Source organism: Knoellia koreensis (assembly GCF_013041615.1).
GTDB lineage: Bacteria > Actinomycetota > Actinomycetes > Actinomycetales > Dermatophilaceae > Pedococcus > Pedococcus koreensis.
Map to the genome: position 1 here is coordinate 1,638,324 of NZ_JABEPQ010000001.1, position 22,736 is coordinate 1,661,059.

The following is a 22,736-nucleotide window of genomic DNA, read 5'->3' on the forward strand; positions in this document are numbered from 1 at the left end:
CTCACTTGCCGCGTCGGTCGGCGCTGGCGGTCGGGGCTGCCTCATAGAGTGTGCGCGTGAGTGGGGAGCAGCGGCGGGCGGCCCTGCCCGAGAAGGCCGCCGACACCACGGCGGAGCAGCCGTGGCCCGTGCGCCTGCTCAGCATGAAGATCGCCGAGTACGTCGAGAAGATGTCCGTGCTCTGGGTCGAGGGGCAGGTGGTCCAGCTCAACCGCCGACCCGGCGCGCGCACGGCATACCTGACCCTGCGCGACCCGGACGTCGACATGTCCCTGTCGGTCGCGATCCAGGTCAATGCCCTCGACGCGATGGCGACCCCGCTCACCCAGGGCGCCCGGGTCGTGCTCCAGGCCAAACCGACGTTCTGGACCCAGCGCGGCTCGCTCATGCTCGACGCCCGCCAGATCCGGCCCGTCGGTGTCGGGGAGCTACTCGCCCGCATCGAGCACCTCAAGCAGCTGCTGGCGTCCGAGGGCATCTTCGCCGCCGAGCGCAAACGGCCGTTGCCGTTCCTGCCGCGCCGCGTCGGGCTCGTCACCGGCCGGGCCGGCGCCGCGGAGAAGGACGTCGTGGAGAACGCCCGACGCCGCTGGCCGACGGTGCGGTTCGAGATCCGCGAGGTCGCGGTGCAGGGCCAGGGCGCTGTGCAGGAGGTCAGCGCGGCGCTGGCCGAGCTCGACGCCATGGCGGAGGTCGACGTCATCGTCATCGCCCGCGGTGGCGGCTCGGTCGAGGACCTGCTCGCCTTCAGCAACGAGACGCTGGTGCGCGCGGTGTCCGCGGCGCGCACCCCGGTGGTCTCGGCCATCGGCCACGACCAGGACACGCCCTTGCTCGACTTCGTCGCCGACTGGCGCGCCTCGACCCCGACCGACGCCGGCAAGCGGGTCGTGCCCGACGCCGAGGCCGAACGCCGCGGCGTCGCCGACGCCCGAGCCCGCGCGCGGTGGCTGGTGGTGCGCCGGGTGGAACACGAGCGCCGCCAGCTCGACCACCTCCGGTCGCGGCCGGTGATGGCCGACCCCGGTGCCTTCATCGAGGCGCAGCGGGCCGAGCTGGAGGCACTCACCGAACGCGCCCGGCACCGGCTGCTGGCCGCCGTCCACCGCGCCAGCGACCAGGTGGGTCACCTGCGTGCGCAGGTGCGCGCCCTCTCGCCCCAGTCCACCCTCGAGCGAGGGTATGCCGTGGTGCAGCAACGCGACGGAGCGATTGTCCTCGACCAGGACGCCCTCGACGTGGAGGAGCTGCTGCGGGTGCGGGTCGCCCGCGGGGACTTCGCGGTCCGTGTCGTGGGGCTCCCCTAGGGTGGTCGTCATGGCCAAGGCGAAGCAGGAAGCAGGCGACCCCGCGACCGAGGACGAGTTCGCCGACATCGCCGAGCTGTCCTACGAGCAGGCCCGTGACGAGCTCGTCACGATCGTCGCCCAGCTCGAGAGTGGCCAGGCCGGGCTCGAGGAAAGCATGACGCTCTGGCGCCGCGGCGAGGCCCTCGCCGCCCACTGCTCCACGTGGCTCGACGGCGCCGAGCAGGCGCTGGCCGCCGACGACGCCGCAGGCACCGAGGACGACTAGCCCCGCCGGTGGGCCTGCCATGCGGCAGCCGCCATGGCAACGCCCGCGCACCCGGCCGGGTGAGGTCACCGGGCGACCCGGCGACGCGGCATACCGGTCGTCGGCTCAGCCCCTAGGACGCCTTGGCCACCGGTTCGAGCGCGTTGGCGAAGGCCTTCAGCTCCTCGAAGGTGCCCGTGCCCGTGATGATCGACGTGAGCTGATCGGCCGATTCGGCCCGGTGGACCATGCTGTTCTGCACCTTGGCGCCGCGCTCGAAGGTCTCCCACGTCACGCCTGCCGCCTGCACGTCCCCCACCCGCTTGGGGCGGTTGGTCTGGGCCGCGATCCACTCCTGCGTGGCGTCCTTGGTCTGCTCCAGCGCGACGTAGTTGCCCTTGGGTGACTGGTAGCCGGCGTGCCACGTCATGAGCCCATCGGTGGAGCGGACGTACCTCACGCTGGTGGCCTTCCACCCGTCCGGAAGGCCCTGCGGGGCCTCGATCGGCCACCCGGTCTCGGCAGCCACCTCGGTGGCCTTGGCCGAGACGTCCACGGGGGGCTGGGAGACGGTGTTGACGCGGGGCACGATGGCGATGAGCACGACCACGATGGCGACGATGACCAGCAAGGACCGGACGAGGTTGGCCACCGATCCGGATGCGTAGGAACTGCGGGGCGCGGGGGTGCTCACCGCACCATCGTCCCCGACCAGCCCCGACCCACGCCAACCAGCCCTCCCCCGATAGGCTCGCACCGCACTCACCCGCCGCCGCGTGAAGGATCGATGCATGTCCGAGCAGCTCCTCCCCTCGTCGCTGCAGGTGGGCGGCGAAGCCCCCGACCGCAACCTCGCCCTCGAGCTGGTGCGGGTCACCGAGGCCGCCGCGATCTCCGGTGGCCGCTGGGTCGGTCGCGGCGACAAGAACGGCGCCGACGGCGCAGCCGTGGAGGCCATGCGAGCGCTCATCTCCACCGTCGCGATGAAGGGTGTCGTGGTCATCGGTGAGGGCGAGAAGGACGACGCTCCCATGCTGTTCAACGGCGAGGAGGTGGGCGACGGCAGCGGCCCCGAGTGCGACGTCGCCGTCGACCCGATCGACGGCACCACCCTGACGGCCAAGGGCCAGTCGAATGCCGTGTCGGTGCTGGCCGTGGCCGACCGCGGCTCGATGTACGACCCCAGCGCGGTATTCTACATGGACAAGCTGGTCACCGGGCCGGAGGCGGCGGACGCCGTCGACATCCGGCTGCCGGTCGCCGAGAACATCAAGCGGGTGGCCCGGGCCAAGAACGAGACCGTCGAGGACGTCACCGTCGTCATGCTCGACCGTCCCCGCCACCAGCAGCTCGCCGAGGAGGTGCGTGCGGCCGGTGCCCGCATCCGGTTCATCTCCGACGGCGACGTGGCGGGCGCGATCATGGCCGCCCGCGACGACACCGGTATCGACCTGCTGCTCGGGGTGGGCGGCACCCCCGAGGGCATCATCACCGCCTGCGCCATCAAGTGCCTTGGCGGTGTCATCCAGGGTCGCCTGACGCCGCGCGACGACGACGAGCGCCAGCGGGCCATCGACGCCGGTCACGACCTCGACCGCGTGCTGTCGACCGATGACCTCGTGCGCAGCGAGAACTGCTTCTTCGTCGCCACCGGCATCACCGACGGCGAGCTGCTCAAGGGTGTGCGCTACCGCGCCGGTGGTGTGGTCACGAACTCCCTCGTGATGCGCTCGAAGTCGGGCACCATCCGCATGATCGAGAGCCACCACCAGCTGGCCAAGCTGCGCGCCTACTCCTCGGTGCAGCTCGACCAGGCCGTCCCCGCGCAGGGGGCGTGACCGCGATGACCAACCGGCTGCTCGTGGTCGGTGAGGCCCTCGTCGACATCGTCCAGGACCAGACCGGCGACCGCGCCGAGCACGTGGGCGGCAGCCCCGCCAACGTCGCCATGGGTCTGGCGCGGCTGGACCACCGGGTCGACTTCGCCTGCTGGCTCGGGCGCGACCCCCGCGGCGAGCGCATCGCCGCCCACCTCGCCCGGCACGGCGTGACGGTGCTGCCCGAGAGCTTCGGCGCCGACCCGACGACCACGGCGGTGGCCACCCTCGACGCCCACGGCGCCGCGACCTACGACTTCGACCTGCACTGGGACCTGCCGCAGGTCACCATCCCCGCCGGGACCGGCCACATCCACACCGGGTCGATCGGGGCGGTGCTCGACCCCGGCGCCGCCAGCGTCCTCGCGGCCATCGACGAGGTCCGCACGCAGGGCACCGTGTCCTACGACCCCAACATCCGCCCCGGCATCATGGGAGAACTCGCGGCCGTCCGCCCCAAGGTCGAAGACCTCATCGGGCGCAGCGACGTGGTCAAGGCCAGTGACGACGACCTGCAGCTGCTCTACCCCGACCTCGCGACCGAGGAGGTGCTGGGCCGGTGGGTGTCCGCCGGCCCGGGTCTCGCGGTCGTGACCCGGGGCGCTGCCGGTGTCATGTTCCGCGTCGCCTCGAGCGACGAGGTCACCACCGTTCCGACGCTCGCCGAGCACGTCGTCGACACGGTCGGTGCCGGCGACTCCTTCATGGCCGGCCTCGTGTCGGGCCTCGTGGCCGCCGGACTGCTCGGCGACGCGGGCGCCCGCGACCGGCTCGCCACGGCCACCCTTGACGACGTGCGCCCCGCGGTCGAGCGCGGCCTCGCCACCAGCGCCGTCACCGTCGGCAAGGCCGGCGCCTACGCACCCAGCCTGGACGAGCTCTAGCCAGCCACGCGGCATACCTCGCCCTGACCCATCCCACGGACCCGCAGCACCGCACGACCGCAGCGCCAGCAAGGAGAAGACCCCCGATGCCAGAGTTCACCTTCGAGCACCTGCTCCCCGGAGCCGGGGGCAACGGCGAGCCGCAGACGCCGTGGCGGCTGCTCACGACCGACGGCGTCAGCACGGTCGACGGACCCGACGGGCGCCCGTTCCTCCAGGTGTCACCGGAAGCCCTACGGCTCCTCACCGAGACCGCGATGCACGACATCGCGCACTACCTGCGGCCCGGGCACCTCGCCCAGCTCGCCAAGATCCTCGACGACCCCGAGGCGAGCAACAACGACAAGTTCGTGGCGCTCGACCTGCTCAAGAATGCCAACATCGCCGCGGGCGGTGTGCTGCCGATGTGCCAGGACACCGGCACCGCGATCGTGGTCGGCAAGCGGGGCCAGCGGGTGCTGACCGAGGGCGACGACGAGGAGCCGCTCGCCCGCGGTGTCTACGACGCGTACACCCGGCTCAACCTGCGCTACTCGCAGATGGCCCCGGTCACCATGTGGGAGGAGAAGAACACCGGCTCCAACCTGCCCGCCCAGGTCGAGATCTACGCCGACACCTCGCCCGAGGCCGACGGCGCCTACAAGTTCCTCTTCATGGCCAAGGGCGGCGGCAGCGCCAACAAGTCGTTCCTCTTCCAGGAGACCAAGGCGATCCTCAACCCCGAGGCGATGCGCCGCTTCCTCGACGAGAAGCTGCGATCCCTCGGCACGGCCGCCTGCCCGCCCTATCACCTGGCCATCGTCATCGGCGGCACCAGTGCGGAGTACGCGCTCAAGACCGCCAAGTACGCCAGCGCCAAGTACCTCGACCACCTGCCGACGTCCGGCGACGCCGCCACCGGGCACGGGTTCCGCGACACCGAGCTCGAGGAGGAGGTGCTCGGGCTGACCCGCGAGTTCGGGATCGGTGCGCAGTTCGGTGGCAAGTACTTCTGCCACGACGTCCGGGTCATCCGCCTGCCCCGGCACGGCGCCTCCCTGCCGGTGGCCATCGCGGTGTCGTGCTCCGCCGACCGTCAGGTGCTCGGCAAGATCACCGCCGAGGGCGTGTTCATCGAGCAGTTCGAGACCGACCCGGCGCGGTTCCTGCCCGAGCAGACCCACGACTCGCTCACCGCGGACTCGGTGGACTCCGAGGACGCCGTCGGCGCCTCCTCCACCGGCAAGGGCGCGGTCGTCGAGGTCGACCTCACCCGACCCATGGAGGAGATCCTGGCCGAGCTGTCGAAACACCCTGTCAAGACACGACTTTCGCTCACCGGACCGCTCGTGGTGGCCCGCGACATCGCGCACGCCAAGATCAAGGAGCGGCTCGACGCGGGCGAGGGCATGCCCGACTACCTCAAGGACCACGCGGTCTACTACGCCGGCCCGGCCAAGACGCCGGAGGGTTACGCCAGCGGCTCGTTCGGGCCGACGACCGCGGGCCGGATGGACTCCTACGTCGAGCAGTTCCAGGCCGCCGGCGGCTCGAAGGTCATGCTGGCCAAGGGCAACCGGTCCAAGCAGGTGACCGACGCCTGCGCGAGCCACGGCGGGTTCTACCTCGGCTCGATCGGTGGCCCGGCCGCCCGGCTCGCCCAGGACTGCATCAAGAGCGTCTCGGTCCTCGAGTACGAGGAGCTCGGCATGGAGGCGGTGTGGAAGATCGAGGTCGAGGACTTCCCTGCCTTCATCGTCGTCGACGACAAGGGCAACGACTTCTTTGCCACCACGACCACCCCGATGGCGACCACCATCCCCAAGCGACCGGGACTGAAATGAGCGAAAAGCCTTCCACGCCAAGCGGTTTCGATGACCTGATCGACGCCAACAAGGTCTACGCCGAGCACGAGTTCTCCACCGGCGGCTTCGACGGCATCGCCCACGCGGGTGTCGCCATCGTCACCTGCATGGACTCACGCATCGACCCGCTGCGGATGCTGGGCCTCGACCCCGGTGACGCGAAGATCTTCCGCAACCCTGGTGGCCGCATCACCGCCAACGCCCTCGAGGCGCTCGTCCTCGGAGTGCACCTGCTGGGCGTCAACCGCATCCTCGTCGTCCCCCACACCAAGTGCGCGATGACGAAGAACACCGAGCAGGAGCTGCGCGAGAAGATCACCGAGCTGTCCGGCCAGGACGCCTCGTGGCAGGGCTTCCACGTGATCGCCGACCAGGAGGCCGCGCTGCGCCAGGACGTCGCCGCGGTCCGTTCGCACCCCCTCATCGCCGACCGCGTCGAGGTCGGCGGCTTCATCTACGACGTCGACACCGGCCTGGTGGACCAGCGGGTCTGAGCGCACGCAAAGGGGCGGTATGCCGCGAGGGGGCCACGCGGCATACCGCCCCTGCGTCAGTGGAGACGACTCAGGCGACCGAGACGTTCACCTCGATGTTGCCGCGGGTGGCCTTGGAGTAGGGGCACACCTGGTGCGCCGCCTCGACCAGGCTCTTGGCCTGCTCGGCGTCCAGGCCCGGCAGCTCGGCGACGAGGTCCACCGCCAACCCGAAACCGCTGTCGGTCTTGCCGAAGTGCACGGTCGCCGTGACGGGGGCGTCACCCACGTCGACGCCCTCGCGCTTGGCCACCGCCGCAAGCGCACCGCTGAAGCACGAGGCGTACCCGGCCGCGAACAGGGTCTCGGGGTTGGCCTTGGGGTTGCTCACGCTTCCCGGCTTGCCGAGGGGCAGGTCGACGACGCCGTCCTCGCTCTTGACGGTGCCCTCACGCCCACCGTGGGCGGTGGCGGCGCTGGTGTAGAGCTCCTCGGTGACTGCTTCGAACGGCATGACACTCCCTGTCTGTTGGGGTCTGTTGGGTCTGTTGGGTTCACGGTCGGGCACACGATGTGTCCACCGGGGCCAACTCCCGCCGGCCGCCCGAGATTCCACCCCGACCGTATGCCGGGACGTCGGCCGTCGCGCGCGTGGCTCCTCAGCGGGGCGTGGTGTTGACAGGGACGACGCTCCGGTTGCATGGTTACCTACATGACTAACGAACCGGCTAACCGAATGAGGGCGACCTCGTGATGGATGAGGGCCGGCCCATCTACCTGCAGATCGCCGAGCAGATCGAGAGCTCGATCGTCGACGGGTCGATCGCAGAGGAGAGCCCGGTGCCCTCGACCAACGAGCTCGCGGCGTTCCACCGGATCAACCCGGCGACGGCAGCCAAGGGCGTAGCCCAGCTGGTGACCGACGGGGTGATCTACAAACGAAGGGGGATCGGCATGTTCGTCGCCGAGGGGGCGCGGGCGCAGCTGCTGGAGCGGCGGCGCGAGCGCTTCCTGCAGGAGTACGTCACACCGCTCATGACCGAGGCCGCAAAGCTCGGCCTCGACACCGACTACGTCAGCAAGCTCATCGACACCTGGAAGCCAAAGGAGAACGGCGCATGAGCGTCATCGAGTTCAACGCGGTGTCCAAGCGCTACGGCGGCATCACAGCGCTCGACAACGTCAGCCTCGCCCTGGGCGAGCACCGCATCACCGGCCTGCTGGGCCGCAACGGTGCCGGCAAAAGCACGTTCATGTCCATCGCCACCGCCCGGTCCTTCGCCAGCGAGGGCCGGGTGCGTGTCTTCGGCGAGAACCCGTACGAGAACAGTGGGGTCCTCGACCGCGTCTGCTTCATCGGCGAGAACCAGACCTACCCGCAGGCGCACAAGGTGCGCCACGTTCTCGATGGGGCCCGAATCGCCTTCCCCCTCTGGGACGAGAACCTGGCCCGGGAGCTCGTGGACGCGTTCGGCCTCCTCACCGGGCAACTGGTCCGCAAGCTGAGCCGCGGCCAGCGCTCGGCCGTCGGCGTCATCGTCGGCCTCGCCTCCCGGGCGCCACTGACCTTCTTCGACGAGCCCTACCTCGGGCTGGATGCCGTTGCGAGACAGCTGTTCTACGACCGACTGGTCGCCGACTATGGCGAGCACCCGCGCACCATCGTCCTGTCGACGCACCTCATCGACGAGGTGGCCGACCTCATCGAGCACGTCGTCGTCCTCGACCACGGCCGCGTGATGATCGACAGCGACGCCGACAGCCTGCGCGGCAGTGCGGTCGTCGTGAGCGGACCCCGCGCGGCCGTCGAGTCGTTCGCCACCGACCACGAGGTCCTGCAGCGCGAGGACCTGGGCGGTTTCGCGCGCATGACCATCCGTGGCGCGAGCGCGGACCACGCCCGGCAGCAGGGCCTCACCCTCGAACCCGTCTCACTCCAGCAGCTCGTCGTCCGCGCCACCACCGCCGCGGGCACGGCGCCCGACCACACTCCCGAGAGGGTCGCATCATGAGTCACGTCGTCAAGGCGCTGCGCCTGAGCCTCGTCAACAGCCTCACCAGCGTCGGCTGGCCCTGGGCCATCCTCGCCATGACGTTCGCGGTCAACTGGGCGATCTTCGCCGTGCTTCCAGACGACGTCCCGGTGCCTGACCGCCAGACAGGGGCGCTGGCCTCGCTCTACTTCGTCGCGCTCATCGCGAACCTCCAGCTGTGGACCCAGGGCTTCCCGTTCGCCATGGGGCTCAGCCTGACCCGCAAGGCCTACTTCGGCGGGACCGTCCTGATGCTGCTGCTCCAGAGCGTTGTCGCCGGTGTCGCCCTGACCGCGCTGAGCCGGGTCGAGGCCGCCACCAGCGGGTGGGGCGTGGACATGAAGTTCTTTGCCCCGTGGGTCTTCGACCAGGGCAACCTGGGCGCTCGCTTCCTCATGTATGCCGTGCCGTTCGCGATGCTGTCGGCGCTCGGCATGGTGATCGGCGTGGTCTTCAAGCGCTGGGGCCAGTCGGGTGTCTACACCCTCACGATCACGAGCCTGCTGCTGATCGCCGTCGTCACCTTGCTCGTCACATGGCAGGACTGGTGGGCGGCGATCGGTCGGTTCTTCACCGACTCGAGCTTCGTCGGCCTGACCGCCGGCTACCCCGCCTTGCTGGCCGTCGCCTGCGCCTCCCTGGCGTGGCTCGGTCTGCGCCGCGCCGCTCCCTGACGCATCCTGGGCCCGCATCGCCCGAGGCGAGGTATGCCGCGTGGCTGGGCCCCGCGGCATACCTCGTCTCGGCGTTGGCGAGGGACCTCAGAGGGTGAGGCGGTCACGGACGACACCCACGAGGGTATCGGCGACCTGCTGGGCCTGGGCCTCGTCGGCCGCCTCGACCATGACCCGCACCACGGGTTCGGTGCCGGACTTGCGCAGCAGCACGCGTCCGGAGCCGGCGAGCAACTCCTCCTGCTCCTTGACCGCACGCTGGAGCTCCTCGTCGGAGTCGACCCGGGTCTTGTCGACGCCCTTGACGTTGATCAGCACCTGCGGCATCCGCTGCATGACGGTGGCCAGCTCGGCCAGCGACTGGCCGGTCTCCGCGACGCGAGCGGCGAGCATGAGCCCGGTCAGCACGCCGTCACCGGTCGTGCCGTGCTCGAGCATGATGACGTGGCCACTCTGCTCGCCGCCGAGCGAGTAGGAGCCGGCGCGCATGTCCTCCAGGACGTAGCGGTCCCCCACCCCGGTCTGGCGCACGGTGATGCCCTCGCGCTCCATGGCCTGGAGCAGCCCGAGGTTGCTCATGACGGTGGCGACGAGGGTGTCCGAGGCCAGCGCGCCGCGGGACTTCAGGGCCACGGCGAGGATGCCCATGATCTGGTCGCCGTCGATCTCGTTGCCGTCGGCGTCCACGGCGAGGCAGCGGTCGGCGTCGCCGTCGTGGGCGATGCCGAGGTCGGCACCCTTGGCCACGACCGCGGCCTTGAGGTGGTCGAGGTGGGTGGAGCCGTAGCCGTCGTTGATGTTGAGCCCGTCGGGCTCGGCACCGATCTCGACCACCTCCGCGCCGGCGAGGCGGAACACCTCGGGCGACACCGCCGAGGCCGCGCCGTGCGCACCGTCGATGACGACCTTCAGCCCGTCGAGCCGGTGCGGCAGCGCCTCGAGCAGGTGCGCGACGTAGCGCGCCTGACCGGCGCGGTTCTCGTGCACCCGGCCGACCTGGGCGCCGGTGGGGCGCTCCCACTCACGGTCGAGCTGGGCGGCGATCTCGTCCTCGACCGAGTCGGGCAGCTTGTGCCCGCCTGCGGCGAAGAACTTGATCCCGTTGTCGGGCATGGCGTTGTGCGATGCCGAGAGCATGACGCCGAAGTGGGCGTCCATGTCGGCGGTCAGGAACGCGACGGCCGGGGTGGGGAGCACCCCCACGTTGTGGACGTCGACACCGGCGGATGCCAATCCGGCCACCACCGCCGCCGAGAGGAACTCACCCGACGCCCGCGGGTCGCGGCCCACGACCGCCTTGGGCTTGCGCCCGGCCTCGCGGGCCTCACGCCCCAAGACGTGCGCGGCGGAGACGCTCAGCCGCAGGGCCAGCTCCGCCGTGATGTCGACATTCGCGAGTCCCCGGACTCCGTCGGTCCCGAACAGTCGTGCCATGAAGAGGTGCCTTTCGAACGATCAGGCGCGCACGCGGCATACGAGGCGCCACCGGAGGCAGGACACCCAGCCGCACCCGCACGCGCGCGGACGCATCTGGACGAACCTACTCCCCCTACAGACGCCGAAGGCGGCACCCGAGTTGTCCGGGTGCCGCCTTCGGACCGGCGCTGCACGGTGAGCGTGCAGCGCGCGGGATCAGCGCTTGCTGTACTGCGGAGCCTTGCGGGCCTTCTTGAGACCGGCCTTCTTGCGCTCCGGGACGCGGGCGTCACGGGTGAGGAAGCCGGCCTTCTTCAGCGCCGGGCGGTTGAGCTCCTCGTCGACCCCGTTGAGCGAACGGGCGACACCGAGGCGCACGGCACCGGCCTGGCCCGAGGGGCCACCGCCGTGGACGCGCACCAGCACGTCGTAGGCGCCGTCGAGCTCGAGCACCTTGAGCGGCTCGTTGACGATCTGCTGGTGCACCTTGTTGGGGAAGTACTCCTCGAGCGAACGCCCGTTGATCTTCCACTCGCCGGTGCCGGGGACGATGCGCACGCGGGCGATGGCCTGCTTGCGGCGACCGGTGGCGCCGCCGGGGGCGGAGGCGCTGGGGCGGCGGGTCGGCTCGTCGGTGACGGGACCCTCGGACTCGGAGGTGTACTCGCTGACCTCGGGCTCGTCACTCTCGAGGACGTCGTTGTTGATGTTCTCAGTCACGGGGATCCTTACTGGGAGACCTGGGAGATCTCGAACGGAACGGGCTTCTGGGCGGCGTGCGGGTGCTCGGCACCGGCGTACACCTTGAGGTGCGTCAGCTGCTGGCGACCGAGGGTGGTCTTGGGCAGCATGCCGCGGACGGCCTTCTCGATGGCCTTGGTCGGGTCCTTGGCGAGCAGCTCGGTGTAGGTCGTGCTCTTGAGGCCGCCCGGGAAGCCCGAGTGACGGTAGGCCTTCTTCTGCTCGAGCTTGGCGCCGGTGAGGGCGACCTTCTCGGCGTTGATGATGATGACGAAGTCGCCACCGTCGACGTGCGGCGCGAAGGTCGTCTTGTGCTTGCCGCGCAGGAGCGTCGCGGTGTGGCTCGCGAGGCGACCCAGCACGACGTCCGTGGCGTCGATGACGTGCCAGTTCCGAGTGACCTCGGCCGGCTTGGGGGTGAAGGTGCGCAAGGTTGTGCCCTTTTCTGACAGGTGATGAGTGGTGCGGGTATGCCGTGGGCGCCCGAGGCGCGTTCTGCGTCGCCTTTCGAGGGCGCACGGCACAACAGTGGTCAAGTTTACGGGTGGGCAGCCGGACACCCAAATCACCGACGGAGGGCACCCAAAGGGGCTCTGACCTGCAAAAACGTGGGCTCGCGGCATACGTGCAAAGAACTTGTGCAAACAGAGTGTGCAAAGGTATTGTGCACACATGGCCCCTCCCCCTGCTTCCCGCAAACCTGCCGACGACACCGGCGCCACCCCGGGCTCCGGGCCCCGCATCGAGCAGATCGGCGACATGACCGGGCTGCGGCTCGACGCCACCGCGGTCAAGGTGCTCGCCCACCCGTTGCGCTCCCGGCTGCTCAGCGCCCTGCGGCTCGGCGGGCCCGCCACGGCCACCGACCTCGCGACCAGGCTCGACACCAACTCGGGTGCCACGTCCTACCACCTGCGCAAGCTCGAGTCGGTCGGTCTCGTCGCCGACACCGGCGAGGGGGAGGGCAAGCGCCGGCTCTGGCGGGCCGCCACGGAGTTCCACACCTGGGAGCCCAGCGACTTCGCCGACGACGAGGACGCCGAGACCGCACTCAACTGGCTGACCCGCGACTACCTGCGCCACTTCGGTGAGCAGTTCGGCCGCTGGCTCGACGTCGAGGGCTCCTGGCCCACCGAGTGGCGTGACGCGGCCGGCATGGGCGACTCGTTCGTCGTCGCCACCGCCGAGCAGCTCGAGGCCCTCAAGGCCGAGATCGACGAGGTGATCCTCAAGTACCGCCGCGTCGGTCAGGGCAACCCCAATGCCCGACGCCTGGCCATCTACACGGCCTCCTACCCCCTCGACCTGGACCGCGCACCGCGCGGCAAGGACCAGAAGTGAGCCAGCCATGAGCACCCCACGAAGTTTCTCCCCCGCTTCGCTCCTCCGAATACTCCGCGGGGACCCCGCATGAGCACCCTGTCGCCCGCCGCCGCCAAGCGCGTCTTCCTCATCCTGTCGACGACGCGGTGGCTGCCGGTCGGCTTCGTCGTCGGTCTCTTCACCCTCATCGCCCGCGAGCGCGGCCTCACGATCGAGCAGATCACGCTCTACATGACCGCGCAGGGGATCATGGTCTTCCTGCTGGAGCTCCCCACGAGCGGCTTTGCCGACGTGCTCGGCCGCAAGCCTGTCCTGCTCGTCGCGGGGGTCGTCAACGTCATCGCCGGCGTCGCCTACCTCTACGCCCACTCGTTCTGGCAGTTCGCCCTCGCCGCCGGGCTCATGGGCGTCTACCGGGCGCTCGACTCCGGGCCACTGGAGGCGTGGTACGTCGACACCGTCCACGAGCGCGAGCCCGGCGCGGACGTCCACGGAGCCATGTCGACGCAGGGCGTGCTCGTCGGAGTGGGGATGGGCGGAGGTGCACTCGTCTCCGGCGCGCTCGTAGCGTGGCACCCGTTCAAGGACTCCAGTGCGCTGCTGCTGCCGATCCAGGTCTTCGTCGCCCTGTGCGTGGTGCACCTCGTGGCCACCCTCGTGCTGCTGCGCGAGAAGCCGCGCACCGAGGGGCACCTGCGGTCCCGCCTGGCGGGTTCGGTGCGCGAGACGCCCGGCGTGATCCGCGATGGGCTGAACCTGTTGCGCCGCAACACGATCCTGCGCTCGCTGGTCCTCGTCGAGCTGTTCTGGGTGACCGGGATGATGGCCTACGAGACCCTCATGCCCCTGCGGCTCTCCGAGCTGCTCGGGTCCGAGACCAAGGCCGGCGTCTGGATGGGGCCGGCCGCCGCGGGTGGCTGGGCGCTCTACTCCGCGGGCTCGTGGCTCGGCGGTAAGCTCGCCGACCGGCTCGGGCTGGTGCGTGCCGCCATCGTCGGGCGCATCGTCAACGGGCTCGGCGTGATCGTCATGGGCCTGGTGCTCGGGCCGGTGGCGCTCGTCGTGGCGTTCCTGTTCACCTACACGACCCACGGCCTCGCCAGCCCGGCCTACATGGGGCTCATGCACCGGGAGGCCTCGTCGACCAACCGCGCGACCATCCTGTCGATGGGCTCCCTGGTGATGCAGGCCGGCGGCGCGATCGCCGGACCCCTGCTCGGTGTGCTGGCGGCGCGGACCTCGATCTCCACGGCCATGGTCGTCGCCGGGGTCATCAGCATCGTCGGCTTCGTCTGCTTCCTCCCGGCGCGACGCCGGGAGAAGTCCCTTCCGACCGATGTCGAGGACACCGCGGTGGCTCCGTCCCAGGGGTGACCACACGGCATACCGATCTCCGAAGGAGCACACCATGAACGCAGACCAGATCGCGGCAGTCCTCGCCCAGCCCATCGCCCAGGACCTGCTGGGTGGTGCCACGCCCGCCCGGCTCGCCTACACCGGCACCGATGGCGCACCACGCGTCGTGCCGATCGGGTTCGGCTGGGATGGCGCCCGGTTCCAGATGTGGACGACCCCCAAGGCGCCCAAGGTGCGCCACCTGGAGGCCGACCCGCGCGTCGCGCTGACCATCGACACCGCCGGCCTGCCGCCGCGCGTGCTCCTCGTGCGCGGCACCGCCGACCTGGAGGTGGTCGACGGCGTCCCCGACGGGTTCGTCGAGGCCACCCGCAAGACCGTCGACCCGGAGGCGATGCCGCAGTGGGAGGCGGGGGTGCGCGCCCTCTACGAACAGATGGTGGTCGTCACGGTCACCCCGACCTGGGCCAAGCTGCTGGACTTCGAGACGACGATCCCGCAGGCTGTGCAGGAGCTGGTCGACGCGAAGGCCGCAGAGGGCTGACGCACCTAACCGGCCCGACGCGCGCTCAGGCGACGAGCAGCACGCCGCCGGTCGAGACCGCCAGCACCAGGGCGCTGCCGAGCGCGCCCAGCACGACCGGTCGCGCGCCGACCCACCGCAACAGGGTGAACCTGACTCCGCAGCCGAGCGCGAACATCGCCGCCGACAGGCAGACGGTCTGCAGCGCCTTGATGCCGTCGAGGAGTGCCGGGTCGAGGTGGGCGACGGTGCGCACGACCGCTGCCCCGAGAAAGCCGAGGACGAACAGGGGCACCAGCGGTGGGCGGGCGCCGCTCGTCCGCTCACCACTGCGGCGGCGCACGAGCCCGATCGTGAGGATCACCGGAGCCAGCATCAGGACGCGGGCGAGCTTGACCACCACCGCGACGGTCAGGGCTCCCCCACCGATGATGCCTCCGGCCGCGACGACCTGGGCGACCTCGTGGATCGACACCCCGGCGATGAGGCCCTGCTCGTGCCCCGGCAGGTGAAGGGCACCCAGCAGGAGTGGGACGACGCCGATCATGAGGGTGCCGTAGAGGACAACGAGCCCGACGGCGGAGGCGACGTCCTCGTCGTCGGCGTCGACCGCGCCCTCGACCGCAGCCACGGCCGCCGCCCCGCAGATCGAGAAGCCACAGGCGATGAGCAGGCTCTGCACGGGCCGCAGGCCGAGCGCGCGACCCATGAGCAGGCCGCCGCCGATGCCGATGGCGACCACTGCGACGACCACGAGCAGCATCGCCGCGCCGAGACCGACCATGTCATCGAGGGCGAGCTGGAAACCCAACAGCACCACGCCGATCCGCAGCACGCGCTTCGACGCGAACCGCAGCCCCGGCTCGAGCGGGGCGTGGACGGGCCGCAGGTTGGCGAACACCACGCCCAGCACGATCGCCACCAGGAGCGGGCTGACCGTGGGGAGCAGCTGCTGCGCGCCGAGGGCGACCACTGCCGCCGCGCCCGCGAGGGCGACGCCGGGCAAGAGGCCCGCGCGCGACTTGCGTCGTCCGGCGTCCACCCCCGCCTCGTCGTCGCTGCCGGTCACTGGCGCACCCGGCATACCTGCGTCGACGTCGGTCCCCTGTGCCATGTCCCCCAACCTGTCTCATGCCGCACCCCGTGGGTAGTCTCGACGTCGGTATCACCCTATAGTCATTGACTATCACGGCTGGAGGAGGCAGACATGGCGCAGGCGAGCGACCGCTGGCCGGACCTCGGCGTCCTCGAGCTGCTCGTCGGCGTCGCCGAGCTGGGGAGCCTGCGGGCGGCCGCGGCACGCGCCGGAGTGTCCCAGCCAAGCGCCAGCACGGCCATCGCCCGGTTCGAGCGCCGCCTCGGGGTCAAGCTGCTCGAGCGCACCGCCCAGGGCTCGACGACCACGTCCGACGGCGCCCTCTTCGTCGACTGGTCGCGCCGGGTGCTGGACGCTGCGCGCGAGCTCCAGGTCGCCTCGCGCGCGCTGCGCTCCGACCGGGAGTCGCACCTGCGCGTCGCCGCGAGCATGACCGTCGCCGAGTATCTCGCGCCACGGTGGCTCGCGGCGTTCCAGGCCGAGCGCCCGACGGTCGGGGCAGAGCTGGCCGTCCTCAACTCCGACCACGTGCTCGAGGGCGTCAGGGAGGGCGAGCACGACCTCGGGTTCATCGAGTCGGCCCAGCCGCTGCGCGGGTTGCACGGCGCGGTCGTTGCGCGGGACCGGCTCGTCGTCGTGGTGCGCCCGGACCACCCGTGGACCCGTCGCCGCCGCCGAATCACGCCCGAGGAGCTGGCCGGCACCGCGCTGATCCTGCGCGAGGAGGGGTCCGGCACGCGGCGCACCTTCGTCGACGCGTTGTCCGGCCTGGGTCTCGCCGTCGTCGCGCCGGCCCAGACCCTGTCGAGCAACGCCGCGGTGCGCGTGGCGACGATGGCGGGCACCGCCCCCGCGGTGCTCAGCGAGCTGGCGGTCGACGACGCGGTCGCCGCGGGTCAGCTGGCCGTGGTCGAGGTCGAGGGGCTCGACCTGTCCCGCTCGTTGCGGGCCGTGTGGACCGGCGGACGACGACCGCTCGGCAACGTGGCCGACTTCGTCACCACCGCCAGGGCCGACCGCCCGCGGACAAGTTAGCGGGATCCGGACATGCTCCACCCTGTCCGGTTTCCGCCAACCCTGTGCTGGCACAGGGTTGGCGGGAACCGTTGCAGGACAATGGGTATGCCGCGTGGTCACCGCTGCACGAAGACCGCCACCGTGCGTGGGGGCACCGTCGCCGCCCCTGATGCGACATCCCAGGTGGCGCCCTTGACGACTGGGTCCGAGCCACCGGACTGCACCGGCGACAGGGTGAGCGACGCCCCCGCCAGACCCGGCACCTTCTGCGTCACCGCACCGGGCGAGGCGTTGAACACCACGACGAGGCCACGCAGCGACGGGTCGGCGTCCCGGCCCTTCGTGTCGTCAACCCGCATCGCGATCACACCCGGGCGGGCGTCGGCCGTGCCACTGGCGGGGAACGACACCTTGGCGTTGATCGCGTCGGCGTTGCCGAGGCGGAACAACGGCGTCGAGAACCGCAGCCGCAGCAGGTCCTGCGCGGCAGCTGTGGCGCTCTGCACGTCCGCCGCCTGGGGCTTCAGCGCCGGGTTGGCGAGCAACGGCTTCTGGTACGGCCACTTGGCCTCGTTGTCACCCTTGAGCGGCAGGCCGTGGCCGAACCCGTTGTCGGCACCGGTCCAGTCGAGTGTGTTGAACCAGTCGCCGCTGTCATAGCTGTTGCGGTCCAACGACTTCGAGCGCAGCAGGTCCGCACCGGCGTGCCAGAACGACGGCGTCTGGGACAGCGCCGTGGTGGCCAGCGAGACGGTGTTCATCCGCACCCGGTCGGCCATCGACGTCGTCACCGGAAGCTTGTAGGTCAAGCTGTCCCACAGCGTCTCGTTGTCGTGCGCGTCGACGTAGGTCACGACCTCGTCCGGCTGGTCGGCATACCCGGCGGGCGACCCGTTGTAGTCCACCTTGTCACCGCGGGTCACCGCGCCGTTCTCGTTGAGGCGGAACGAGAAGTCACGCAGGTTGCCCGCGAGACCGAGTTGGGTGAGGTCGGTGTCGTGCTTCAACCGCTTGGCTGCGTCGGGGTTGGCGCCGCTGTCGCCGTTGGGATCGGTCGCCTCCCCACTACCGAAGCCCTGCGTGCGCGGGTTGTCGTCGAACGGCCCACCGCCACGCACCGCGTCCCGCAGGCGGTCCGAGAAGGTGCCGATCCCGGTGCCCCCGAGCTGACCCTGCGTCGCCTGCTCGAACCGCGCGTTGTTCGCGACCTCACCGAAGTTCCAGCCCTCGCCGTAGACGTAGACGGACCTGCCGTCGACGCCGTCCCTCTTGAGCGTCAGCTGGTCCAGCGCCGACCGCACCGCGAGCATGTTGGCCTTGGAGTGGTGGCCCATCAGGTCGAACCGGAACCCGTCGACCTTGTAGTACTTCGCCCACAGGACAACGGAATCCACCATCGCCTTCTGTGCCATGGCGTGCTCGGTCGCGATGTTCTGGCAGCAGGTCGACGTCTCCACGGCACCGGTCGCGTTGAGGCGCTGGTAGTAGCCCGGCACGACCTTGTCCAGGACGCTGGTCTGCGCCTGTCCGGAAGCCGGGGTGTGGTTGTAGACCTGGTCGAGCACGACGCGCAGGCCGCTGCGGTGCAGGGCCCCGACCATGGTGCGGAACTCCGCTACCCGCGCTCCCCCGTCGGCCTTCGCGGCGGTCGAGGTGTACGAGCCTTCCGGTGCCATCCAGTGCCACGGGTCGTAGCCCCAGTTGAACGCGTCCTTGGCCCGGATCTTGTCGATGCACGCCTGCTGCTCCTCGCTGTCAGGCGGGTAGGAACGCAGATCGCATTGCGGCACAGCCTGTTTCGCCGGGTCCTCAGGTATCGACGCGATGTCGAACGTCGGCAGCAGGTGCACGGTGTTGAGCCCTGCCTGCGCCAGCTTGCGCAGGTGCTTGGTGCCGTTGCCGTTCTCGGCGAAGGCGAGGTAGCTGCCGCGGTTCTCGGCGCTCACGGTCGGGTCATTGACCGAGAAGTCCCGGACCTGCAGCTCGTAGATGGTCGAGTCCACGTCCTGCTTGAGCCTGGGTGAGGGAGTCTTCTTCCACAGCGTCGGTTGGTATGCCGCGTCGGCCAGGTCGACCGCCACCGACTCGTCGAGTCGAGGGTGAGCGCGACCGAGTAGGGGTCGGTGACCGTGGTCGTCTCGACCTTCTGCGTCGACGGCACCCAGACGGTGACCTCGTAGAGGTACCGCGCGTTCTTCCTGCCGGCAGACGCCGACCAGGAGCCGTCACTGCCGCGCTTCATCGCGGTTCGCGTCGCGGCACTCACCGGCGCATCGGCCGCGGACCCCGGCGCCCAGGTCAGCAGGTCGACCTTCTGTGCAGTGGGCGCCCACAGGCGGTAGCTCGGCCGTGCACCATGGAAGGTGACGCCGTAGGCGCCGCGAGTGGCCCTCGCGGCATACACGTCGTCGAGCACGTATGCCGTCTGGACGCCGGTCGCGTCGAGCACGCGTCCCAGCGTGTCGGTCATCGCGACGGCGACCTGCCCGCGCAGGATCTCCGGCACCTTCTTGGCCATCTTCTTGTCGAGGCGCAGCGCGAGGTAGCCCTTGAGCTCGGGGTGCTCACTGGTCACCGACGCCGGCAGCCCACGCGGGTCGTAGCGAAGAGGAGCGCTCTCGCCCCCCGTGATGGCCTCGGCGTCGACGGCGAGCCCGCCGTCGCTCGACCAGGCGAGCAACCACCGCAGCAGTGCCGGCTCCGCTCCCTCGGGCACCATGTCGGCCGGCCAGGCGAGCAGGTCGCGGCTGACCCAGATCGCGCGCGCCTTGGTGAGGTCGGGCTGCGAACCGGCGCGGGCGACCGTCGGCGTCGCGACGTGGGTGGCCAGGTTGTAGGAGATGCTCACGACCATGCCGTCGCTCGGCACGGTGACGCTGATGTTGGCGCCGCCCGGGGCACCACCGGCACCGTAGTTCTCGTCCCAACTCAGGCCATGGGCGATCTTGAAGTCGTAGACCCCGGCGGGCAGCTCGGTCGTCGACCACGTGTAGGTGCCGTCGCCGTCAGGGTCCTGCAGCCAGGGCCGCATGCAGTCCGGCGACCAGTCGGCCGGGCAGCCCAGCTCGCTCTGGAACGAGCCGGGTGCGGTGATGATCGGGCCCTGGGCGTCGGAGGTCACCCAGTGCGTGGCGTGGTCGTAGTAGAAGGTCACCGGTCCGCTGGGCGCCGTGTAGGAGATGTTGTCGCCACCCGGCACGCCGCCCGCACCGTAGTTCTCGTCCCACGACTTGTTGATGGCGGCCTTGTAGGCGTACGGGCCGGCTGGGAGGGTGTAGGTGCCCTTCCAGATCTGGTCCCTGGGGTCGAGCGCGAGCTGCGCCTGCGCGCAGTCCGGCGCCCAGTCACCGGCACAACCCATCTCGCTGTTGTGGTCGCCGGGCACGCTGACGTTGTCCGGCTGCACCACCGGGCCGACGCCACCGCCACCGCCGCCGGAGGCCTTCGGGTCACCGACGACGCCGTAGGACGACGTGGCCGACACCTGGCCCGCGGAGTCCTTGGCGATCGCGCGGTACTCGAGCAGGGTGCCCTTGGGCATCCCGCTCACGTCGTGGAAGACGCGGTATGGCGCGTTGTCGTCCGTGCCGAGGGTCGTCCACTTCGACGTGCCGACCGGCCGGTAGGCGAAGGTCACCTGCGCGAAGGTGTTGTCCGGGATGGCCGCACCGATCTCGGCGCGACCGCCGACGACGTCACCGGCGCCGGGCGAGGTCAGGTAGACGGCCGGAGCGGACCTCGGCCGGTCCATCGGGGAGGTCGCCTGCCACACCACCGCCGACTGCGGTGGCACGGTCACGGTGACCCGCCCGTCCTTGGCCGAGCGCACGGACTGCGTCGAGCCGTAGAGCGGACGGAAGGTCTGGTTGTGGCCGTAGGTCGCGAACGTCGCGGACTTCGCCGTGGTCGCGTTGTTGAGGGCCACGACGTACTCGGTGCGCTTGGCCTTGTCGATGCGCGAGAACGCGAAGACACCTGCGTTGCTGCTGGCGTAGCGGTGCACCTGCGCTCCGTCCGCGAGCGCGGGGTACTTCGCGCGCAGGGCCGAGAGCTGCGAGATGTGTTGGTAGAGAGGCGCGCCCGTGTTGTACCGGTCACGTGCCCCGGACGGGCCGCCGAGGACCGGCTGGTCGGCGTACTCCTGCACCTTGGTGGCGAACATGTCCTGGCGCGCGGCCTTGTCCCCGCCCAGGCCGATGAAGCCCTGCTCGTCGCCGTAGTAGGTGATCGGCTGCCCGCGCGTCAGGAACATCAACGCGTCGGCCAGCTTGACGCGCTTCATGAGGTCGGCGTCGCCCGAGCTGGATCCCTTGAGCATCATGGCGACCCGGCCCATGTCGTGGTTGCCGAGGAAGGTCGGCAGCTCGTAGGCGTTGGAGTCTGTGTCCGTGTAGTAGTCGTCGTCGGCGTAGAGGTCGCGCAGGTCCGTGCCGGACTTGCCCTGCACCCAGTTGACCGACTGCGCCTGGAAGCCGAAGTCCAACGTGGCCGGCAGCCGCCCCGTCGTCGTGTACTGGCTCATGAACGACGGGCGCGCGTCGTAGACCTCGCCGAACATGAAGAAGTCGTCGTTGCCGGTGCGCTTGGCCTCCTGCAGCATCGCGGGGCTGAAGCTGCGCCAGAACTCCATGTTGACGTGCTTCACCGTGTCGATGCGGAACCCGTCGACGCCGAAGTCGACCCACGCCTTGTAGATGTCCTCCATGCCCTGCTGCACGTCGAGCTGCTCGGTGAACAGGTCGTCGAGACCGACGAAGTCGCCGTACTCGGAGGACTCACCGGCGAAGGTCGAGTCACCACGGTTGTGGTAGTTCGTCGGGTCGTTGAGCCAGGCCGGGACCTTGACGTTCTCGTCGGCCGGGTTGGTGAAGACCGGTGTGTAGGGGAACGACGTCTTCGGGTCCATCGCCGGGAAACCGGGCTTGCCGGCATACGCCTTGTCGTCGAAGACCTTCCCCGACGCGTCCTTGTAGGGGTAGGTCGCCTTGTCGCGGTAGGTGTACTGCCCCTCCTCGTAGTTGATGACGTCGGCCGTGTGGTTGGTGATGATGTCGAAGAAGACCTTCATGCCCTTGGCGTGCGCCTGCGCGATGAGGCTCTTGAGCTCGGCGTTGGTGCCCAGGTGCGGGTCGACCTGGGTGAAGTCGGTGATCCAGTACCCGTGGTAGCCCGCGCTGTCGTTCGGCGGAGCGCCCTGGACCGGGCGGTTCTTGAAGGACGGGGTCAGCCAGATCGCTGTCGTACCAAGGCCTTTGATGTAGTCGAGCTTGTCCATGACCCCCTTGAGGTCACCACCGTGGTAGTAGCCGCTGTTGGTCGGGTCGTACCCGGTCTTCAGCTTGTCGCCAGAGAGGCCGCCGCGGTCGTTGGCCGGGTCGCCGTTCGCGAACCGGTCGGCCATGACGAAGTAGTAGCGCTCCTTGGTCAGCCCGGCGCGCAGCGAGTCGGCGGCCATGGCCTTGTCCTGCGCGGTCGCCGGACCCGCGAGCGCCAACGGCCGCATCCCCACCTGGTGCGTCGCGTCGTCATAGCTGAACTCGATCTTCGCCGGCCCCTGCAGCACGAGCGGGATGTTGGCGCCGTTGGCGGCGCCACCTGCGCCGTAGTTCTCGTCCCACGCGTGGTTGATCGCGACCTTGAACTCATAGCTGCCGGCCGGGACGGTGAACGTGCCCGTGTATGCCGTGGAGCCGGCCACCTGGGTCAGGTCCGTCTTGGCACAGCTCGGGTCCCAGTCCGCGCCGCACCCGAGCTCGGACTGCAGCGACCCGGCGAGGGTCGCCGTCCGGGCCGCCGGCTCGGCCGCGCCGGCGAGTGGCGCGGCGGTGACCGACCCCGCACCGAGGGTGAGCGCTGCTCCGAGCAGGACGGCATACAGGCGACGTGGACGACGCATCGGTGCTCCTCGACATCACGGCGCAACCC

General features: G+C 70.2%; 21 protein-coding genes. 13 read left to right on the forward strand and 8 right to left on the reverse strand.

Going from position 1 to position 22,736, the window contains the following annotated elements:
* The first annotated feature begins 56 nt into the window (after positions 1–56).
* Both xseA and HJG52_RS08030 read left to right on the forward strand, forming a co-directional pair.
* Positions 57–1,307 carry an exodeoxyribonuclease VII large subunit gene (gene xseA, locus HJG52_RS08025; RefSeq protein WP_346767625.1) on the forward strand — a complete coding sequence of 417 codons (1,251 nt, stop codon included), beginning with the start codon at positions 57–59 and terminating at the stop codon, positions 1,305–1,307.
* A 10-nt stretch (positions 1,308–1,317) separates the two neighbouring features.
* Positions 1,318–1,575, forward strand: coding sequence for an exodeoxyribonuclease VII small subunit (locus HJG52_RS08030; RefSeq protein WP_171242915.1), 258 nt, complete (start codon positions 1,318–1,320; stop codon positions 1,573–1,575).
* A gap of 112 nt (positions 1,576–1,687) precedes the next feature.
* On the opposite strand, the gene HJG52_RS08035 is transcribed toward HJG52_RS08030, so the two are convergent.
* A complete protein-coding gene (locus tag HJG52_RS08035; protein WP_346767626.1) occupies positions 1,688–2,248 on the reverse strand; it encodes a DUF4245 domain-containing protein in 561 nt (186 codons plus the stop codon).
* Positions 2,249–2,345: 97 nt separating this feature from the next.
* Between HJG52_RS08035 and glpX the strand changes: the two genes are divergently transcribed.
* From glpX to HJG52_RS08055, 4 genes are all read left to right on the forward strand, one after another.
* A complete protein-coding gene (gene glpX, locus HJG52_RS08040) occupies positions 2,346–3,392 on the forward strand; it encodes a class II fructose-bisphosphatase (RefSeq protein WP_171242917.1) in 1,047 nt (348 codons plus the stop codon).
* 5 nt (positions 3,393–3,397) lie between these two features.
* A complete protein-coding gene (locus tag HJG52_RS08045; RefSeq protein WP_171243160.1) occupies positions 3,398–4,315 on the forward strand; it encodes a PfkB family carbohydrate kinase in 918 nt (305 codons plus the stop codon).
* Between the two features lie 86 nt (positions 4,316–4,401).
* Positions 4,402–6,138, forward strand: coding sequence for a fumarate hydratase (locus tag HJG52_RS08050; RefSeq protein WP_171242918.1), 1,737 nt, complete (start codon positions 4,402–4,404; stop codon positions 6,136–6,138).
* The gene (locus HJG52_RS08055; protein ID WP_171242919.1) at positions 6,135–6,653 is read left to right on the forward strand and encodes a beta-class carbonic anhydrase; all 519 of its coding nucleotides are present in this window, start codon (positions 6,135–6,137) and stop codon (positions 6,651–6,653) included. The genes HJG52_RS08050 and HJG52_RS08055 overlap by 4 nt, the downstream gene beginning before the upstream one ends.
* A gap of 70 nt (positions 6,654–6,723) precedes the next feature.
* On the opposite strand, the gene HJG52_RS08060 is transcribed toward HJG52_RS08055, so the two are convergent.
* Positions 6,724–7,146, reverse strand: a complete 423-nt coding sequence (locus HJG52_RS08060) for an organic hydroperoxide resistance protein (protein WP_171242920.1) — start codon at positions 7,144–7,146, stop codon at positions 6,724–6,726.
* A 239-nt stretch (positions 7,147–7,385) separates the two neighbouring features.
* Here HJG52_RS08060 and HJG52_RS08065 point away from each other — a divergent pair, with 239 nt between their 5' ends.
* From HJG52_RS08065 to HJG52_RS08075, 3 genes are read left to right on the forward strand one after another with little or no spacing between them, the layout of a single operon-like run.
* On the forward strand, positions 7,386–7,754 hold the full coding sequence (locus HJG52_RS08065; RefSeq protein ID WP_171243161.1) for a GntR family transcriptional regulator: 369 nt from the start codon (positions 7,386–7,388) through the stop codon (positions 7,752–7,754).
* Positions 7,751–8,644: an ATP-binding cassette domain-containing protein gene (locus HJG52_RS08070; protein WP_171242921.1), complete on the forward strand. Its 894-nt coding sequence runs from the start codon at positions 7,751–7,753 to the stop codon at positions 8,642–8,644. Before HJG52_RS08065 ends, HJG52_RS08070 begins: the two co-directional genes overlap by 4 nt.
* Entirely contained in the window at positions 8,641–9,339 is a 699-nt protein-coding gene (locus HJG52_RS08075; RefSeq protein WP_171242922.1) for a hypothetical protein, read from the forward strand. Before HJG52_RS08070 ends, HJG52_RS08075 begins: the two co-directional genes overlap by 4 nt.
* An 87-nt stretch (positions 9,340–9,426) precedes the next feature.
* Here HJG52_RS08075 and glmM read toward each other — a convergent pair whose 3' ends face one another.
* From glmM to rplM, 3 genes are all read right to left on the reverse strand, one after another.
* The gene (gene glmM, locus HJG52_RS08080) at positions 9,427–10,773 is read right to left on the reverse strand and encodes a phosphoglucosamine mutase (RefSeq protein ID WP_171242923.1); all 1,347 of its coding nucleotides are present in this window, start codon (positions 10,771–10,773) and stop codon (positions 9,427–9,429) included.
* Between the two features lie 198 nt (positions 10,774–10,971).
* Positions 10,972–11,475, reverse strand: a complete 504-nt coding sequence (rpsI, locus tag HJG52_RS08085; RefSeq protein ID WP_171242924.1) for a 30S ribosomal protein S9 — start codon at positions 11,473–11,475, stop codon at positions 10,972–10,974.
* An 8-nt stretch (positions 11,476–11,483) separates the two neighbouring features.
* Positions 11,484–11,927 carry a 50S ribosomal protein L13 gene (gene rplM, locus HJG52_RS08090; protein WP_171242925.1) on the reverse strand — a complete coding sequence of 148 codons (444 nt, stop codon included), beginning with the start codon at positions 11,925–11,927 and terminating at the stop codon, positions 11,484–11,486.
* A gap of 241 nt (positions 11,928–12,168) precedes the next feature.
* On the opposite strand from rplM, the gene HJG52_RS08095 reads away from it, so the two are divergent.
* The 3 genes from HJG52_RS08095 to HJG52_RS08105 all read left to right on the forward strand — a co-directional run bounded on the left by HJG52_RS08095 (position 12,169) and on the right by HJG52_RS08105 (position 14,719).
* Positions 12,169–12,837 (forward strand): ArsR/SmtB family transcription factor, encoded by a 669-nt coding sequence (locus HJG52_RS08095; RefSeq protein WP_430413330.1) that lies wholly within the window; start codon positions 12,169–12,171, stop codon positions 12,835–12,837.
* A gap of 69 nt (positions 12,838–12,906) precedes the next feature.
* Positions 12,907–14,193 carry an MFS transporter gene (locus HJG52_RS08100; protein ID WP_171242926.1) on the forward strand — a complete coding sequence of 429 codons (1,287 nt, stop codon included), beginning with the start codon at positions 12,907–12,909 and terminating at the stop codon, positions 14,191–14,193.
* A 34-nt stretch (positions 14,194–14,227) separates the two neighbouring features.
* A complete protein-coding gene (locus HJG52_RS08105) occupies positions 14,228–14,719 on the forward strand; it encodes a pyridoxamine 5'-phosphate oxidase family protein (protein ID WP_171242927.1) in 492 nt (163 codons plus the stop codon).
* Between the two features lie 25 nt (positions 14,720–14,744).
* Here the strand turns inward: HJG52_RS08105 and HJG52_RS08110 are convergent, their stop codons facing one another.
* Positions 14,745–15,812, reverse strand: coding sequence for a YeiH family protein (locus HJG52_RS08110; RefSeq protein WP_240977209.1), 1,068 nt, complete (start codon positions 15,810–15,812; stop codon positions 14,745–14,747).
* A 93-nt stretch (positions 15,813–15,905) separates the two neighbouring features.
* Between HJG52_RS08110 and HJG52_RS08115 the strand changes: the two genes are divergently transcribed.
* Positions 15,906–16,829 carry a LysR family transcriptional regulator gene (locus HJG52_RS08115; RefSeq protein ID WP_171242928.1) on the forward strand — a complete coding sequence of 308 codons (924 nt, stop codon included), beginning with the start codon at positions 15,906–15,908 and terminating at the stop codon, positions 16,827–16,829.
* A 98-nt stretch (positions 16,830–16,927) separates the two neighbouring features.
* Here HJG52_RS08115 and pulA read toward each other — a convergent pair whose 3' ends face one another.
* Both pulA and HJG52_RS08120 read right to left on the reverse strand, forming a co-directional pair.
* Complete coding sequence (pulA, locus tag HJG52_RS21570; protein ID WP_346767633.1) at positions 16,928–18,853, reverse strand: pullulanase-type alpha-1,6-glucosidase; 1,926 nt, start codon at positions 18,851–18,853, stop codon at positions 16,928–16,930.
* Complete coding sequence (locus HJG52_RS08120; protein WP_346767627.1) at positions 18,754–22,707, reverse strand: pullulanase X25 domain-containing protein; 3,954 nt, start codon at positions 22,705–22,707, stop codon at positions 18,754–18,756. Before HJG52_RS08120 ends, pulA begins: the two co-directional genes overlap by 100 nt.
* Between the last annotated feature and the right edge of the window lie 29 nt (positions 22,708–22,736).